The following is a 17,058-nucleotide window of genomic DNA, read 5'->3' as shown; positions in this document are numbered from 1 at the left end:
TCCACCCGTTCCTGATAGACAGGGATTCTTGCGTGTGAATGCTCGATGGCCACTTTTCTGGCCTCACTGCAGGTGACGCCCTGTTCCACCATGACCACGTCGATCAGCGGCATCATCACTTCGTGGGCCGTGGTTTCGCCGAAATTGAACAGGCGTCGGATCATACCCTGCTCCATAGGCTCTATGTCCCCATCATTGCCAGACATTTGCATCATGGTCTTGATCTCCTCACGTAGTGTGAAGGGGTTTTGTACATCATTATTTATGGATAGCCAATGAAATTGACTATATGACAGCAATGTCACAAGAGCGATGCGGGAGATGCACTAGGTCATTCGTATTGCACGAAGCAGCATGCCTGATTGATTGAATAAAAGCTGGAATAATAAGCAACAAAAGAAACCCCGACAGCCACTGTCAGCTATAGTGTTGTAAGGCTGAACAACAGGTAGTCGATAATGCTGGCATGGTTACATAAACTATTTTCCACAGATGAGCCCCGGACATCCCGTCTGTCGGCGGAAGAGATCAAGCAGCACATTGACCTGGCGATCAAAGAGTTCGATAGCCGGATCGCTCTGATCCCCGGCTACCGCAAGAAGTTGTCACCGGCAGTGGAGAGCGCCCTGCTGTATGCCGAATCGCTCATCGAACGCATCCCCGGTCCGGTGGATGTCAACGTCAAGGCCTTCGGCGCAGATCCCAGGGTCAACGCCTATTTCGGTTCCCCCGAAAAGCTCGAACATCTCTTTAGCCACAGTAGCGAATTCCGCGCCTTTTCAGACCAACCCGCCCAAGCCAACCTCGAGTATATTTACGTCCTGATGGTCATGACCCGGCACAGGAAGACCCGTCCTGGTCACGCCATGAGGGGGGATATGGTGCAGAGTGACGTGATGCAGGACGTGGTCTACTTCTCCGACCATTATCTGGCTAAACCCGCCGAGTCAGAATTCGATGTGCGTCGCGATCTACGGGAACGGGCCTTTCAGCACCTGCTCTCAGAATCGGTACAGAAGGTGGCCCTCCACAGTAAGGAGAAGGCCGATCTGGAACGGCAAAAGGTCCATCTGAAAATGGAGATCAAGACCCGCCATGTCGAACGTAGTGATCTCGATTTTCTGCACGAAAAATCCTCTGACGTTGCAACAGGAGATTTATACTCCCGACAATTGGCCGAGATAGAACAGAAGCTTGCAAAGCTACGTCAGAGACTGGAAACCATCAACGACTATCTCGATCTACTCATTGATGTGCTCAACCACTCGCCAGACTACTGCGGCCTGGAGAGCCATGAAGACTGCCTCAACCGCATCAACGTGGTAGTCGATGAGGATGCTGGTCATCAGGTGCCCTATGCCAATATCCGCATTGGCAAGACCCGCCGCTGTGGCGTCATCGTTCGCTATCCCCGCAAAGAGCTGGTGGAGACCAGCCGTATTGCCAGTCGCTTGCACTCGCTCTATCGCTAGCGTTCGCCGAAGAAACGCTCCCTCGATTACGCGTCACCGATTTTGACAAAGACAACTATTAGGAAGAACATCTACCATAAATATATTGCGTGAATCATCATGCTCAGACAGGGCTATTTCAGCCGCATGGGGAGAAAGATGGAAAGATTGGGAGACGCTTTCAAATCAGAGGAAATAAGAGAGGTCGACACGATAAAGGGGATTCAGTTTCCGTCTTTTTTAGAGACGAAAAAACTCATCATTACCGGTCCTCCGGGTTGTGGGAAAACAACCATTCTCAGCGCGATTGGCGGCTGGCCAGAGGAAGGTTACCTCGATATTTCAAGCAAGGACTGGTGGAAATCCCCTATTTTGCATCAACGGCCAAGAGAACTTCATCTTGGCCTGCCTTTCGTTGGATTTGAAAAAGCCGTACCTGTTTACGACGCATATACGCTTGATGATTCATCCTACTTGGAGATCGATTTTTTTCGCATTCCCTTACCTCCACCAAAGACGCATCCGTTTTCTACAAATTTTCGTGAGCGATTCGTCTTTGAATTCATCCTGTTACCCGCCGAAAAGACGTATGAACTCAGAAAGACGAGGTCAAAATCTGGCACACATCATGTTGATGATGACCTCACTCTGGACAAAGTTCGTGAGGAACTGCTGTTTTTCAAACGACTTGCACTCTTTTTTCATCAAAACGGCATGACTGTCTACATCAGGGATGCTTTAAATGGCAAGCCCAAGAGAATCTGTGAACCCGTGCTTGGTCAGTTGGTTCAATCTGACGAGCATGGTGAGGCGCTTTATCACCACCTCGATCAAATCAGATTACGAGAGAGATTGCTCAATCGTTCCTGGAGTATTCGGGGTATCAAGAAGCTGCTTGATCTCTTTGTCGAGGTAATTCCCAATGCCTTGAATGTAGAGCGCTGTAGTATCTTCATCAATGATCCAAAGACAGGAAAAGTCTGGCTGCAAAGCGGCACGGGACTCGATGAAAAACAGATTGAGATGGACATGGAAGATTCATTGGTTGGCCAGGTGATTGCCACCGGTGATTACAATGTAAATGAAGACATGGATCTGCTTGATGGTCCACATAAAGAGATCGATGCGCAGACGGGGTTTGTGACCCGAAATGAATTGTGTGTTCCAATCAAGAGCCTCTCCGACCAGAAAACTGCGGGAGCCATCCTGGCCCTGAACAAGATGGGCGGGGAGAAAACTCAAGTGGGGTGCTTCTGGAGAAAGTTGCCAGCCATCTGCAGTCAGCCATCGAAAGTATTTTTCTCCGGCAGGAGCTTATGGACTTTTCGGAACTCCTGACAAATCGTGTGCGTTTTTCCGAATGGGCCAAGTATTTAATGTGGGTGATATTGGGGGTTGCGCTGGCAGAGGCTGTGCTCATAACCTTCTTATTGGAGCAACTGTGATCGTTCACCATGATATCACCGTGGCTTTTATTCGTCAGAGTGGTCTGGATCTTATCTTTGATGCGTTGAGAGATGCGATGGATCGTCGCGTGGTGATTCGGGTACTGACGTCTGACTATCTGGATGTGACCGAGCCGCAGGCGCTGCGGCGGTTGATGCTGCTGGGGGAGCGTGGGGCTGATGTTCGGTTGTTCTCTACGGTTGGCGATCCCAGCTTTCACATCAAGTCTTATATCTTTTTGCGTCGTGACGGTGACGGTCTCTTCGACGGTTGTGCCTTTGTCGGCTCCAGCAATATCTCCAACATGGCACTGACCCGTGGTCTGGAGTGGAATCTGAGGGTGGATTACCCGGCGGATTCAGCCAAGTTTCAGGAGATCTTCGACAAATTTGAGGCGCTGTTCTCTGATTCGCGGCTATTTCCATTAACCCACACTTGGATCGACGACTATGCGGCGCGGCGCAAGGTGTCATTGCGGGTGGTCAGCGGTGAGCCGGTAGAGGAGCCACTGCCCGCCACTCCAACCGAGATTCAGGCTGAGGCGTTGGTGGCATTGCAGGCCACACGGGGGACTGGTTACCGGCGCGGACTGGTGGTTATGGCCACGGGTCTGGGCAAGACTTGGCTGGCTGCTTTTGATGTGCAGCAGATCAAAGCAAAGCGAGTACTGTTCGTTGCTCATAGGGAAGAGATTCTGATGCAGGCGGAGGATACCTTCAGTCGCATTCAACCTGATGCAAGTATCGGTTACTACACTGGCAAGACAAAGGAGGGAGAGGCTGATTTTGTCTTCGCCTCTATCCAGACGCTGGGCCGTAAAGAACACTTGAAGCAGTTTGAATCTGACTGTTTCGATTACATCGTGGTAGATGAATTTCACCACGCTGATTCCGTCACCTACCGTCGCCTGATCAACTATTTCCAGCCGCGTTTTTTGCTTGGTCTGACGGCAACACCGGAGCGTACTGACCAGGCGGATATCCTTTCGTTGTGTGACGATAACCTAGTCTTCGAACGGAATTTCGTTGAGGGCATCAATGCGGATCTGCTGAGTCCGTTTCACTATCATGGTATCCATGATGCCTCCGTCGACTATAAAGAGATTCCCTGGCGCAATGGACGCTTCGATCCCAATGATCTTGGCAACAAACTTGCGACCCGCGGGCGCGCAAAACATGCCCTGACGGTCTGGCGTGAGCTGCGCCAGAGTCGAACGCTTGCGTTCTGTGTCTCTCGTTCCCACGCAGAGTTTATGGCGGACTATTTCGCAAAGGCGGGTATTCGTGTAGCGGCTGTACATGCAGAATCAGAACTTCCACGTCATGCAGCATTGAAGCAGTTGGATAGCGGCGAGCTGGAGATAATCTTTTCTGTTGATCTGTTCAACGAAGGCACTGACCTTCCCGCCATAGATACGGTGATGATGCTCAGGCCGACGGAATCGAAGATCCTGTTTCTGCAGCAATTGGGGCGCGGTCTGAGGCTGCATCCCGGTAAGGATCATCTGCGAGTGTTGGACTTCATCGGCAATCACAAGGCTTTTCTAAATAAACCGGAATCCCTGTTTGGGTTGTCTTCTCTGCGTGAATTCATCAAGCGGCAACGGGAAAACGATCTGCCACTGCCCAAGGACTGTTATGCCAACTACGATCTGGGTGTTATCGATTTTATAAACGAAGTGATCAGTACCTTGCCACAGGGGATTCTTGAGACCTACGAGCAGTTGAGGTCGGTGGAGCAGCAGCGACCCAGCGCGGTTGAGATGTATCGTGCCGGGGTGGATTTTAAACATATCAGGAGCAATAAGAAGTTTGGCTCCTGGTTTGATTTGGTCGCAGATCGTGGAGGACTGGATGATGCACAGCAGCGAGTTTTGCAAGGCCATCGCTCCTACTTTTTTGAAGTCGAAAAGGCCACCATGACCAAGTCGTACAAGATGGTGCTGCTGGAGGCGCTACTGGAACTCGATGGCTTCATCCACCCGCAGACCACCCGTGATCTGGCAACCCGTTCTGGTGAGATTCTATTGCGCCGTCAGCCATTGATGGTAATGGATCTGCCCAAGCGTTTTCAGAATCTGGCCGAGGTTCTCGTTTCCAAATTCGGCCAATGGCTGACTTACTGGAATTCGAATCCTGTGAACGCCTTTATCGGTGGCAATAATAACCAGAGTCCACCATTCTTTGAGATTGATGAGGACCGGTTGAAGCCCAATTTTGAACTGGTGACCGAAGATCGAAATATTTTTCGCGCCATGGTGCAGGAGTTGGTTGATTACAAACTGGCCATGTACATGGAGCGGGCGTCGGAGGATACGAATTCCCGTACGCTCACTGAATCAAATCTCCCTGCTGAGATCGATACGGATTGGGACGAGATTCCTTTTTTCCCCAACCTCAGGATCGCTTGTGGGCATTTCAGGAATGCAGACGGTGAAGATGAAACCCGGATAAAAATAGCACCTCAACACCGTGCAGATCCCGCTCGCCATTTTGTTGCACGCGCCACAGGCAATTCCATGGATGGCGGTAGAAATCCAATCCGCGACGGTGATTATCTCCTGCTGGAACGGGTCGACTCAGAACACGCTGGCTCAATCAGCAATAAGATTATCGCTGTAGAAAGACAAGATGTGAATGGAGATGATCAGTATGTCCTGCGGATGGTACGAAAGCGCGGTGAAAATGACTACTATCTCAAAGCCAATAATCCTGACTATGATTCTTTTGACGCTGGCCGAAGAGATGCACCTTTGCTCGCTTTGTCGAGGTGATTCTCCCGGACGATATTGTGAATGAGTGATCAGTTGCGTAATGAATAAATGCGTTTTGTCTACTTGTCAGTAAGTGAAGAGATGGCCTGAGATTCAGTCAATGCTCCAGTAGCAAGGGTGCCACGCCTTTGGTGGTAGGTTATCATGATGTTTGGTGAAAACATCAAGACACGATAGGTGATGAAATGAATGTATGAAAGATCTGATTGGATGAAGCAGTGTCACTTCCTGTGGAAGAGCGTTGGTAGTCGATTCTCGCCTGTAGCCTAAAATCAACCAGAATCTGACATCGATAAAAATTGGTCGGCTGTAGCTCAAAAGAAGCGTTTGGTTGAACTGCGGTCTGGAACAGTGGACGCAGGGCATGGAGTGCGTTGTAACTCTCGGCTTGCTTGGGCAGATTCGGCAGGCCGGTTCGGGCTTGGGTCTCACCGCATTCGATGAGCTGGAGGTAGGTGATGTATTGGCCGCAGGAGGTGTCGAGATCAGGGATGGTCGTTGCAGGGACTAATGCAAATTTATCGATGGCCAATCGGTTTTTCTCCAGCGTCTGAATAAACTCGCTCGGCATAGGCCCATAACCTGACAAGTCGAATAACTCGATCCTTTCCAATGCCTCCTCAAAGGCAACCTGCTCAGGATAGTTGGAAAACTCTTCGTTGATGTAACGGGACTTGCGATACAAGAACGGTGGTATCGATCCATCAGAAACCGCTGTTCCATGTCCTTATCACGGAACAGATAGAGCACGCCTGGTGCTACGGGAATCGGTTCTTCATCGAGAACCTGCTCAAGAAATGTCTTAATCCCAGATTGGGTGAAGTACTTCTGGAAAGTCCCGCGTAAAGTCATCACCCCATCACGAAACCGCTGGCCACGAGGATCATTCTGGTTTTCCAGCATCACTGAAACCACCAGCACCCGTTCTGCCAGCGACCAGGCTCGGGTAAGCGCCTCTACGCGCTCGTCAAAGTCTTCTATAACATTGATCACAAAACCCAGGTTGACGATGTCCGCTGACGAGATGGTGTTATCTGGAGCGAAATAGGGATCCCAACCCGTGGCAGATAGACCATTCTCGCTCAACCCACGAACATCATCTCCACGACCGCAACCATAATCGAATAACCGATGGCTACCATCGAAAAACCCATACCGCGCCAGCGACTGTACAGGTGCAGAGAAGCCGTATCGGACCAAAGCGGTTAGATGCCGAGAAGCTTCCCAGTCGGCATGGAGTGGTGCTAAATCTGCCTCGCCATCCTCCAATGATTCGTCATTGCCAATCGGAACCAAAGAGTGCCCTTCTATCCGGTAGCCCTTTTCACGAATCAGCGCTAACCATTGACGCTGGTAACCGATGCGTCTTGGGTCGTCGAATAAACCGATGGATTCTGCTGTGCGGGTCAGCTCCGCATACGCTTCGCGACGTGGGTCATCCGGTTGAAGAAGTAACTCTTTACGATGCAGGATGGGTGGATTCAGCGAATCGGCATAGGTGCGGTAACTCACCGTTGAGCAACTCAGATCTACCCGCCAGCTTTCTTGAAGTGAAGGGAATGGATCGTCGACAAACTCCGGATAGTTGAGCAAAGCGATACTCTGACCCGTATCATCGATGCGCACCAAGTTAAATTGATCATGTCGCTTGACCTGAGCCAGTAGCTCGGCTTCCTGTACGCGCACCGCACGTTCACCATCCAGGTAAGGCAATACATCGACAGTAAGATAAGTCGACCCACCAACAACCTTGCTTGGAATTGAACTCATATAAAGGAGGGTATCCACTTCACTGGCCTTGGTTGTTTTGTAAGTTGGGGTAAGCCATATCTCCAACCGCTGAGTTGTTGGGTTCGCTCTGTTTTGCAATGCCCTCCACCTCCCCGCTTAACTCAATCTACAGTATGAGGACAACGAAAAGGATACCACCTTACGGTCTTTCCCGTTTCGTGAGATGGCTCTGATGGTGGTGCACCTGCTCGGCTTCCCATCTGCCTTCAAAATCTTCTCGGTTTTGTGTGCTATGATCACATTGTAATCAATATTATTAGGATAGATTGAATATGAGTGCCAGAAATATATCGCTGCGGATGGACGATGAAAAGATCGATCGGATCGACCGTCTGGCTACCGAGATAGGTCGTTCACGCGCCTGGGTGCTCAACCAGGCCGCAGATCATTATCTGGACTACGAGGAATGGTTTGTCGGGCAGGTTCAGGAGGGTATCGCTGACGCCAAGAGTGGTAATACATTTCCCCATGAACAGGTAATGGCCCAATTGCGAAGGAAGATCGATAAGGCTAATGCTTCGTGAAGGTTGAATGGTCGCATAAGGCCAGAACGGACCTCGACGAAATCTTCGACTATATCCTTTTGGAGAACCCACAAGCCGCTGTAGATGTCCTCGAGCGGATCGAGCAGTCTACCGCGCGCCTAGCAGATCATCCGGGCATGGGGCGTCCTGGAAGAGTGAAATCTACGCGAGAGCTGATCATTCCCGGCATACCCTACATTCTTCCCTATCTGACTGGCACTAAAGCCATCACCATCGTTCGCGTAATTCACAGTTCGATGCAGTGGCCCGGTAGTTTTTATGATACCGACATTGGGCCTAAATGATAATCAGCGCAATGCTCGAACTGCTCGTAGGCCAGTATCGCGTTACGCACCTCCTGGATCTCCTTCGGCTGGGCGAGTACACGCTTGCCATCAAGAATGGCGGTAATCTGTGCCTCGCTCAACGTGTTGCCCTCAATGGCTAAGGTTCCTTGAATCGTGCGGATCCGGTTGATCCGGCGCAGACGCAACACCGCGGCGGATTCTGATGACACGGCAATCCGTCCTATTCGCTTCTGCAATCTCGGCAACAAGGCCTACGATTATTGGCGTGGTCGAAAAGGGTGGTGTGTAGTGTTTTGGCATAGTTGCGTAGACTTCATATATACAGGGCAGAACTCGAACCCCGTTATCCATCGCCAAAAAGCTAAGTATTTATAGATCCCCTATCGGGGTCTATAAATTGAATAAACCGTGGTCTGTCCCTGAATATCCCTGATCTAGCTTCTTTCGTGTCCAAGCCGGGCTTCTGCGGCTATCCAGCACCGCATACACCTTAACTACAGGTTTTTTCACCGACCCTGTACTAAACAGCGAAAGGGAAACGCTTGGATAGTAGCCGATAGTATTTGCCAAAGTGGACGGCATGAACTCCTGCGAACACCAGCAGGGAATCTATATCCGAATAGAGTGAGTCGAGAAAATAGTCTCCCAATCCTTCAGACTGCTGCTTATAAAAACGGTATCCATCGACCATGTCACGGCTTGCTGAGTCAAGTAAACGGATTTTCATGGAATCTGTTTTCTGATCTTCTCTTTCGCTGTTTCCCAATCTTCAAAATATGCCTCTCCCCGCTCAATCGCTGCGAAGTCTGCATCATAGTGCCCGAAAGGTTGATCCTCATTGGCGCTATAGGGTGCGTTGACGCCGGGCATGCTCTGGCCCAGGAGTCCGACATCAGCCGGGGGGTTGCCGCCGAACAGATCGAAAACGTAGGTGTTGCCGCTCGCCGGGTTGATGTCCCAGAAGTTGGTTTTCTGCACAGATCCCGGCAGGTTCTGGCTGGTGGTGTTGATCGAACCTGCTGCATCCATCTGCGCCTTGTAGGCGACGTCGACTTCCGCGCTGCTGAGGATGCGGGGGGTGGCGCCGCGCTCGATGACCTGGCTGCGGATCACATTGAAAGGCGGCAGGACAACGAAGGTGGTGTAGTCAAGGTCAGCACAGTGCATGCCGAGATCGTTGAAGGCCAGAACGCGGTGGCTGTCGGTAGTGCCTGGGACACCGGTGTTTCCGCTGTCGCCTTCATTCTCCGCGGAGTCCTCTTCGTCAGTCTCATCTTCCGATGCGTCTTCGTCTTCGCTGCCTTCAGCTTGATCCTCATCATCGGTCGCGACATCAGTCCCGGATTTTCTGATCAGTTTGACTGCAAACAGATTGCCTGAAGCATCCTGTGTGACGTCTATCTCCAGTTCATCGCCGATCCTGATCTGCTGCAGGTTAAAACTGCGATCCTCTTTCCACTCGTCTTGCACCAGTGTTTCACTGGAGTAGTGGATCAAACTACTACCGATGGTCAAGGTGCTGTTATTGCTGTCGACCCGGCTGACGATGCCTTCGATTTCAGTGTATATCTCGGAGCGAAACTCGATCTCATCTGCGCTGACCTGCCCCTGCTCGTTGAGATGGCCCCTGACTTTTATCAGTGCATTCTCAGCAAGCTGCTGCTGATCGCCATCTTCAAATTCGGTTTGCGGATTGACCAGAATCTCCAGGCCATTGAGGGTAAACAGGTTAGCCGTGAGAAGTTTGTCGATTCTGCCTTCCAGTTTGATCTGTTCACCTTCATCAGTGTTGATCTGGTCCGCTGCGTCTTCTGCCGCCTCGATCTCATCAGCGATCAGGTCGCCGCTGATGGGTGATCTGCCCTGACGGCTGCTGATCTCATAAAACCTGCCGACAATCAGCACGTCCTTGATCTCCGCCTGACTGTAGTCCACCCCCATTGTTCCCAGGGTGAGTCGTTCGGCATTCTCATCCAGGGCCTCGATCCGGCCTTTTACGCTGACCTCATCCCCTGGATCCAAGGCGAGTTTTTTCAGCTCAATCCGGGTGGCGAACAGGGCGCCATCCGCATCACGATAACCACTGATCTCGACAATGGCGCCTTGTGGGATGGCTGCAATGGTGGTGATGCCGGCAACAGCTGACTCAAAGACCGTGAGAGGGTCGCTGAAAACGGTCTGCCCCATCACCTGAAGTGCGCCGCCGCTACCGGTCAGATTCTCGTCGACAAAACCGTGAATCTCATCGGAGACATCGATATTGAAGGCCTCTCCATGGCTGCCGTCGGAGTTGCCCTTCAGCAGTACCACCATGCCGAGTTTCAATGCGCTCTCATCGGCAGGAACGCCATTGACGGTGATTTGGGTATTGTCTGTTTCGTACTCGACCCCATCGACAAATACACTGCCAAAGCCGGTTACCCGGCCGAGGACGGTCTCGTCGCTGCGTACAGCGGAAGAACTCCCGAATGTCGTGTCATCGCCTCCGCCTCCACAGGCGCTGATCAGCAGCGCCAGCAGTGTGGATATGGCTATTTGTTGTAATTTTTTCATATCGACTGATTCCTTGTGGCTGATATGGGGGCGTTGTCTGTATGCCTATCTGGGTGTCTACTCTGACAGGCCGCATAAGTGGGAATTATATCCCAATTTATCAAATCGTCAAATAAAGTGTCTGGAATAGAGCGCGCCGTTTCACGCAGTCGGGTTGCAAATGGTGCCTTGCAGGAGGGATTATCAGCGTGGTTTTCGTTTTCCACCGTATATCGAAACGTCTAAATGTGGTAACTTTTTGCACGTTTTTCACCACAGGAATCAGACGGATGTCACTGGATCGCTCTGACATAGAGAAAATTGCCCACCTTGCCAGAATGGCGGTGAACGAAGACCGGATCGAAGGTTACGCCACAGACCTCTCCAATATTCTGGGTCTGGTTGCACAGATGGATGACGTCGAAACCGATGGTGTCACCCCGATGGCCCACCCGTTGCACATGGCTCAACGTCTGCGGGTGGACGAGGTGACTGAAGTGGATCGCCGGGAAGCGTTTCAGGCCATTGCGCCCAAGGTTGAGAATGATCTCTATCTGGTGCCCAAGGTGATCGAGTAGTGGATGAGTTCCACTTGGCAGGAATAACTGACTATGCATAACCAAACTATTGCGGAACTGGGTGCGGGCCTGCGTGCCGGCGAATTTTCCAGTGTGGAGCTGACCCGTCACTTCCTGGCGCGCATCGATTCGCTGGATGAGGGCTTGAACTGCTATGTCACGGTAACCCCGGATGTTGCTCTCCAGGCTGCGGCTGCGGCTGATCAGCGGATCAGCGCGGGCGATGCCGGGCCGCTTACCGGTATCCCTATCGCGCAGAAGGATATTTTCTGTACCCAGGGTGTGAAGACCAGTTGCGGCTCCCGCATGCTCGACAGTTTCATCTCGCCCTACGACGCCACAGTAGTGGAGCGGCTCAATGCCGCCGGGGTGGTGATGCTCGGCAAGTCCAACATGGATGAGTTCGCCATGGGCTCCTCCAATGAGACCAGTTTCTACGGCCCGGTGCACAATCCCTGGAACCGCGAACGTGTGCCCGGCGGCTCCTCCGGTGGTTCGGCTGCCCTCGTCGCAGCGCGTCTGGCGGTCGCGGCAACCGGCACAGATACCGGTGGTTCCATCCGCCAGCCCGCTGCGTTCTGTGGCATTACCGGACTGAAGCCCACCTACGGTCGGGTCTCCCGTTACGGCATGATCGCCTTCGCGTCGAGTCTTGACCAGGGCGGTCCGATGACCCGCAGCGCCGAGGATGCGGCGCTGATGCTGCAGGCCATGGCCGGTTTTGACCCGAGGGATTCCACCAGTGCGGAGGAGCTCCTAGCCGATTTTTCCGCAGGTCTGAACGACTCCCTGCAGGGATTGAGGATAGGCCTGCCGAAGGAGTATTTCGGCGAAGGTCTGGATGCCGGGGTGGCAGCCTCTGTAGAGGCCGCCATCGGGGAGTACCGCAAACTGGGTGCCGAGGTGGTGGAGATCAGCCTGCCCAACACGCATCTGGCGGTGCCCACCTACTATGTGGTTGCCCCTGCCGAGTGTTCTTCCAACCTCTCCCGTTTCGACGGCGTACGCTATGGGTATCGCTGTGAAGACCCCAAGGATCTGGAGGATCTCTACAAACGTTCCAGAGGCGAGGGGTTTGGAGAAGAGGTAAAGCGGCGCATCATGATCGGAACCTATGCGCTTTCGGCCGGGTATTACGACGCCTACTACCTGAAGGCGCAGAAGATTCGTCACCTGATCTCCGATGATTTCAAGGCAGCCTTCGAACAGGTCGATGTGATCATGGGACCCTCCACACCCAGTACTGCCTTTGGCCTGGGGGAGAAGGCGGATGATCCGGTGACCATGTACCTCAACGATATCTATACCATTGCGGCTAACCTGGCGGGACTGCCCGGCATGTCGGTGCCGGTGGAACCGGTGGAGGGCATGCCGGTTGGATTGCAGATCATCGGCAACTATTTCGCCGAGGCGAAGCTGCTGAACGTCGCCCATAAACTCCAGCAGGCAACGGACTGGCATAAGCTGGCGCCGGAAGGTTATTGATGCCTTCACAGGTGATTGCCGGTTCCGCTGCGCTTGAACCGGCCTACGTTACATTCCTGTCTCAAGGATGTAGGCCTGATCAAGCCAAGCGGATCAGGCACGTTGGATTAGTGTTTTTTATATAACCTCAGTCAGAGTAATAGACCATGCAGTGGGAAACCGTCATCGGGTTGGAAGTTCATACCCAACTGGCAACCAAATCGAAGATCTTCTCCGGAGCCTCCACGGCCTACGGTGCAGCGCCCAACACTCAGGCCTGCAATGTGGATCTGGCCTTCCCCGGCGTGTTGCCGGTGTTGAACCGGGAGGCGGTGAACTGCGCGCTCAAATTCGGTGTTGCCGTTGGCGCTGACATTGGTAAGCGTTCAGTGTTTGCGCGCAAAAACTACTTCTATCCTGATTTGCCAAAGGGTTATCAGATCAGTCAGTTTGAATTGCCTATCGTAGGCAAGGGCGAGTTGACCGTCGAGTTGGAAAACGGCGAGTCGAAAGTGATCGGTATCACCCGTGCGCATCTGGAGGAGGATGCGGGCAAGTCTCTGCATGAGGACTTCCACGGTTTGAGCGGGATCGACCTCAACCGGGCCGGTACACCGCTGCTGGAGATCGTCTCCGAGCCGGATATGCGCTCCATCAAGGAGGCGGTGGCCTATGCCCGCAAGATTCACCAACTGGTGGTCTATCTCGGCATCTGTGACGGCAATATGCAGGAGGGCTCCTTCCGGGTGGATGCCAACCTCTCCATTCGTCCCTATGGCCAGGAGGCGCTCGGTACCCGTACAGAGCTGAAGAACCTCAACTCCTTCCGCTTTCTGGAACGCGCCCTCAATTATGAGCTGGAGCGTCAGATCGATGTGCTCGAAGGCGGCGGCAGGATCGTGCAGGAGACCCGTCTCTACGATGCCGACAAGGATGAGACCCGCTCCATGCGCAGCAAGGAGGAGGCGAACGACTACCGCTACTTCCCCGATCCGGATCTGCTGCCGGTGGAGATCGACGAGGCGCTGCTGGAGCAGATCAGGGATGAGATGCCGGAACTGCCCACCGCCAAGCTGCAGCGTTTTATTCAGACCTATGCACTGGGTGAAAAAGAGGCAAAGGCACTGACTGTCAGCCGCCCGTTGGCAGACTACTACGAAGCGGTGGTCAAGGCGGGTGGCGAAACCAAGATAGCGGCCAACTGGGTAACCATGGAGTTGGGCGGCGCCCTGAACAAGGCGGGGCTGAACCTCGCCGGCTCCCCGGTGAGTCCCGAGCAGATGGGTGGGCTGCTGAAACGCATCGCCGACAAGACCATCTCCGGCAAGATCGCAAAGCAGGTCTTCGAGGCGATCTGGAATGGTGAGGGCAGTGCGGACGAGGTAATCGAGGCTAAAGGTCTCAAGCAGATTACCGATACAGGGGCGATGGAGCCGATTATCGACGACATCATCGCCAACAATCCGAAGCAGGTTGAACAGTTTCGTGCGGGCAAGGAGAAGCTGCTGGGATTCTTTGTCGGCCAGGTCATGAAAGCGACCAGAGGCAAGGCCAATCCTGAACAGGTCAACGAGCTTCTGCTGAAAAAACTCAAGGTCTGATCGGTGTAAAAGGGGCGGTGATTTGAGTAAAAAATGTAGGCCTGATCAAGCGGAGCGGATCGGGCGTGTTGGATTGACAACGCCTATGCGGTTGCCGGTTCCGCTCCGCTTGAACCGGCCTACATTAGATCGCTGTTTTTAGGATATAGGCATGATCAAGCGGGGCGCTGCCCCTACAAGCGCTTCACAGCAAGCTGTGGGGAATTGAATCCAAAGAGATTAACTAACCGGAGACGGGTTGCATGCGCACCGGAATATTACGTTTATTAACTGTTGCTGCACTTTTGGGACTTCCCTGCAGTGTGTCGGCCGTCATCTGGAGTGATGCGCCCGCTGGGGATACCGCTGCACGCGGGATGACTTCTGAGCCACGCTACTACCGTTCCCTGCGGGCGGATGATGGCGCTCTGCGGCAGGCCCTGGCGGCGGCTCCACTGGAGTTCACCAGCAGTCAGGGTTCAGAGCTTGAACTGCCTATGCCCAACGGCACGATGCAGCGCTTTCGGCTCGAACTGTCTCCGATCATGGCGCCGGAACTGGCAGCGCGTTACCCGGAGATAACCACCTATCAGGTCCATGGCGTCGACGATCCCGGCGCCAGTGGCCGGCTGGACATGACCCCACAGGGGTTTCACGGCATGATCACCTCGGTCACCGGTACTGTATTTATCGATCCGGATGGGAGTGGCGGTTATCGCGCCTACTACAAAGGTGACTACGCCCTGGCTCAGCGCAGCATGGGGGCTGAAACTGGATTTACCTGCGCCGTGCATGGGGACGATCAGCAGACGGCGTTGCGCAGCGATGGCGACACAGCCATGCGAACCAGCGGGCAGCGCCGTAACTACCGGCTGGCCGTGGCGGCCACTGGCGAATACACCCAGTTTCACGGCGGCGCCAAGACCAGTGCGCTCTCCGCCATCGTGACTACTATCAACCGGGTCAATCAGATCTATGGGCGGGATATTGCGGTGCAGTTCATTCTGGTCGCCGGCAATGACCGGATTATCTATACGGATGGCGCCACCGACCCCTATACAAACACCGATGGCATCGCCATGCTGGATCAAAATCAGGCCAATCTGGATGGGGTTATCGGCAGCGCCAACTACGACGTCGGCCATGTCTTCAGTACGGGTGGTGGTGGCATCGCTGTAATTGAGAGCGTCTGCGACGGTGCTTTCAAGGCCCAAGGGGTGACAGGTTCGACCTTGCCTACGGGCGACGCCTTCTATATCGATTTCGTCTCCCACGAGATAGGCCATCAATTCGGGGCAGATCACACCTTCAACGGTACTACGGCTGCTTGTGCCGGAAACCGGATACCTGCGACGGCGGTAGAGCCTGGCAGTGGCTCCACCATCATGAGCTACGCGGGTATCTGCGGCGCGGAAAATCTGCAGGATAATTCGGATGCCACCTTTCATGGGATGAGCATTGGACAGATGGTGTCTTATTCCACTCTGGGTGGCGGCAGCAGTTGCGGGACACTCGCATCCACCGGCAATACGGCTCCCACGGCAGATGCCGGGACGAATTTCACGATTCCAAAAAGCACGCCTTTTGCCCTGACCGGTTCCGCTCTGGACCCAGAACTCGATACCCTCTCCTATCAGTGGGACCAGATGGATGCGGGCACCCCGCTGTTCCGCTCCTTTCTGCCAAAAGATACGCCGGTACGAAACCTTCCCCGGCTCAGCCTTCAGTTGACGGGAGTTGCTGGGGATATCGGTGAAACCCTGCCGACGGTGGGCAGAACCCTGAATTTTCGCCTTACCGTTCGTGACGGCAACTCCGGCGTGGACGAGGATGATCTGGTTGTGACAGTGGATGGTGGTGCTGGTCCATTCGATGTGAATGGCGGCGTACTCAACTCCGCGAACAACTTTTTGGGAGGTAGCCAGCAGACCATCGAATGGGCGGTTGGCGGCACGGGGGGCAGTTGTCCGCAGGTTACGATCAGCCTGCTCTCATTCAGTGCCGATGGCTCAACCCATTGCGACCATATCGATGATGCGGCGCTGAACTTGAAACCCGGAGGCGGAACATTTCCCAATAACGGCTTGGCGCTGGTGACTTTGCCGAGTAAGTTGGTTGCCAGAGGCCAGGTGCGGGTGGCCTGCAGCAACAATATCTTCTTCAGTCTCTCGAATGCGGACTTAGGTGTTACAGGCGCTACTGCCGCCGGAACGGCCTGCAAGGCCACTGACGGCACCGCCCTCGAACACGGCACCATCTTTGTGAATACCGGTGGCAATGTCGTCATTGCGGATGGAGGGGGTGGCGGAGCAGCGCTCTGGCTGCCGCTACTGCTTGGTTTGGGCGGTATCGGCTACGCATTGCGGAGAAGATGCAACGCCTGATGTGGCGGGAAGCCGCTGTTTCTATTTCCTGATCGTTGCAAAAAACGTAGGTTGGGTTAGATACGCAACAACGCAACGCTTTCTGTTTGACGAGACAGTTTGAGCGTATCGTAACCCAACGGCTGCGCTTGAAATTTGCCGAAAATGTTGGGTTACGGCGCACGCCTGGCTTTGGTGGAAACGATTAATCCTGTCGGTGACGTGCGCCTAACCCAACCTACGAGGTG

The 17,058-nt window shown here is 53.6% G+C and carries 15 protein-coding genes; 9 read left to right on the top strand and 6 right to left on the bottom strand.

Annotated features, from left to right (window positions below):
- The coding region (locus tag G9Q73_RS16800) for a hypothetical protein (protein WP_304956618.1) at positions 1-215 on the bottom strand (215 nt) is incomplete at its 3' end.
- Positions 216-458: 243 nt separating this feature from the next.
- On the opposite strand from G9Q73_RS16800, the gene G9Q73_RS16795 reads away from it, so the two are divergent.
- The 3 genes from G9Q73_RS16795 (at position 459) to G9Q73_RS16785 (ending at position 5,670) form a co-directional block, all read left to right on the top strand.
- A complete protein-coding gene (locus tag G9Q73_RS16795) occupies positions 459-1,472 on the top strand; it encodes a hypothetical protein (RefSeq protein WP_177420801.1) in 1,014 nt (337 codons plus the stop codon).
- Between the two features lie 99 nt (positions 1,473-1,571).
- Entirely contained in the window at positions 1,572-2,789 is a 1,218-nt protein-coding gene (locus tag G9Q73_RS16790) for a GAF domain-containing protein (RefSeq protein WP_177420800.1), read from the top strand.
- Between the two features lie 103 nt (positions 2,790-2,892).
- Positions 2,893-5,670 carry a DEAD/DEAH box helicase family protein gene (locus G9Q73_RS16785; protein WP_369408915.1) on the top strand — a complete coding sequence of 926 codons (2,778 nt, stop codon included), beginning with the start codon at positions 2,893-2,895 and terminating at the stop codon, positions 5,668-5,670.
- Between the two features lie 163 nt (positions 5,671-5,833).
- Here the strand turns inward: G9Q73_RS16785 and G9Q73_RS19835 are convergent, their stop codons facing one another.
- Both G9Q73_RS19835 and G9Q73_RS16780 read right to left on the bottom strand, forming a co-directional pair.
- Positions 5,834-6,202 carry a hypothetical protein gene (locus G9Q73_RS19835; RefSeq protein ID WP_246345347.1) on the bottom strand — a complete coding sequence of 123 codons (369 nt, stop codon included), beginning with the start codon at positions 6,200-6,202 and terminating at the stop codon, positions 5,834-5,836.
- Positions 6,178-7,539: a DNA phosphorothioation-associated putative methyltransferase gene (locus G9Q73_RS16780; protein WP_246345345.1), complete on the bottom strand. Its 1,362-nt coding sequence runs from the start codon at positions 7,537-7,539 to the stop codon at positions 6,178-6,180. Before G9Q73_RS16780 ends, G9Q73_RS19835 begins: the two co-directional genes overlap by 25 nt.
- 194 nt (positions 7,540-7,733) lie before the next feature.
- On the opposite strand from G9Q73_RS16780, the gene G9Q73_RS16775 reads away from it, so the two are divergent.
- Together G9Q73_RS16775 and G9Q73_RS20595 are read left to right on the top strand one after the other, a co-directional pair.
- The gene (locus tag G9Q73_RS16775; protein WP_177420799.1) at positions 7,734-7,985 is read left to right on the top strand and encodes a CopG family ribbon-helix-helix protein; all 252 of its coding nucleotides are present in this window, start codon (positions 7,734-7,736) and stop codon (positions 7,983-7,985) included.
- Positions 7,982-8,290, top strand: coding sequence for a type II toxin-antitoxin system RelE/ParE family toxin (locus tag G9Q73_RS20595; protein WP_177420798.1), 309 nt, complete (start codon positions 7,982-7,984; stop codon positions 8,288-8,290). The genes G9Q73_RS16775 and G9Q73_RS20595 overlap by 4 nt, the downstream gene beginning before the upstream one ends.
- Here G9Q73_RS20595 and G9Q73_RS16765 read toward each other — a convergent pair.
- From G9Q73_RS16765 to G9Q73_RS16755, 3 genes are all read right to left on the bottom strand, one after another.
- Positions 8,263-8,502 (bottom strand): hypothetical protein, encoded by a 240-nt coding sequence (locus G9Q73_RS16765; RefSeq protein WP_177420797.1) that lies wholly within the window; start codon positions 8,500-8,502, stop codon positions 8,263-8,265. The genes G9Q73_RS20595 and G9Q73_RS16765 overlap by 28 nt on opposite strands.
- 311 nt (positions 8,503-8,813) lie before the next feature.
- Complete coding sequence (locus G9Q73_RS20590; protein ID WP_369408914.1) at positions 8,814-9,020, bottom strand: hypothetical protein; 207 nt, start codon at positions 9,018-9,020, stop codon at positions 8,814-8,816.
- Positions 9,017-10,846, bottom strand: coding sequence for a DUF5666 domain-containing protein (locus tag G9Q73_RS16755; protein ID WP_177420796.1), 1,830 nt, complete (start codon positions 10,844-10,846; stop codon positions 9,017-9,019). Before G9Q73_RS16755 ends, G9Q73_RS20590 begins: the two co-directional genes overlap by 4 nt.
- 269 nt (positions 10,847-11,115) lie before the next feature.
- On the opposite strand from G9Q73_RS16755, the gene gatC reads away from it, so the two are divergent.
- The 4 genes from gatC to G9Q73_RS16735 all read left to right on the top strand — a co-directional run bounded on the left by gatC (position 11,116) and on the right by G9Q73_RS16735 (position 16,831).
- Positions 11,116-11,403 (top strand): Asp-tRNA(Asn)/Glu-tRNA(Gln) amidotransferase subunit GatC, encoded by a 288-nt coding sequence (gatC, locus tag G9Q73_RS16750; RefSeq protein WP_177420795.1) that lies wholly within the window; start codon positions 11,116-11,118, stop codon positions 11,401-11,403.
- 33 nt (positions 11,404-11,436) lie between these two features.
- Positions 11,437-12,888 (top strand): Asp-tRNA(Asn)/Glu-tRNA(Gln) amidotransferase subunit GatA, encoded by a 1,452-nt coding sequence (gene gatA, locus G9Q73_RS16745; protein ID WP_177420794.1) that lies wholly within the window; start codon positions 11,437-11,439, stop codon positions 12,886-12,888.
- A gap of 146 nt (positions 12,889-13,034) precedes the next feature.
- Complete coding sequence (gene gatB / locus G9Q73_RS16740) at positions 13,035-14,468, top strand: Asp-tRNA(Asn)/Glu-tRNA(Gln) amidotransferase subunit GatB (protein WP_177420793.1); 1,434 nt, start codon at positions 13,035-13,037, stop codon at positions 14,466-14,468.
- Positions 14,469-14,824: 356 nt separating this feature from the next.
- Positions 14,825-16,831 carry a reprolysin-like metallopeptidase gene (locus G9Q73_RS16735; RefSeq protein WP_246345343.1) on the top strand — a complete coding sequence of 669 codons (2,007 nt, stop codon included), beginning with the start codon at positions 14,825-14,827 and terminating at the stop codon, positions 16,829-16,831.
- Positions 16,832-17,058: the final 227 nt, after the last annotated feature.

This window comes from endosymbiont of Lamellibrachia barhami (genome assembly GCF_011947365.2).
GTDB lineage: Bacteria > Pseudomonadota > Gammaproteobacteria > Chromatiales > Chromatiaceae > QGON01.
The sequence above is the reverse complement of the archived record's forward strand: the minus strand, read 5'-3'. Positions and strand labels throughout refer to the sequence as shown.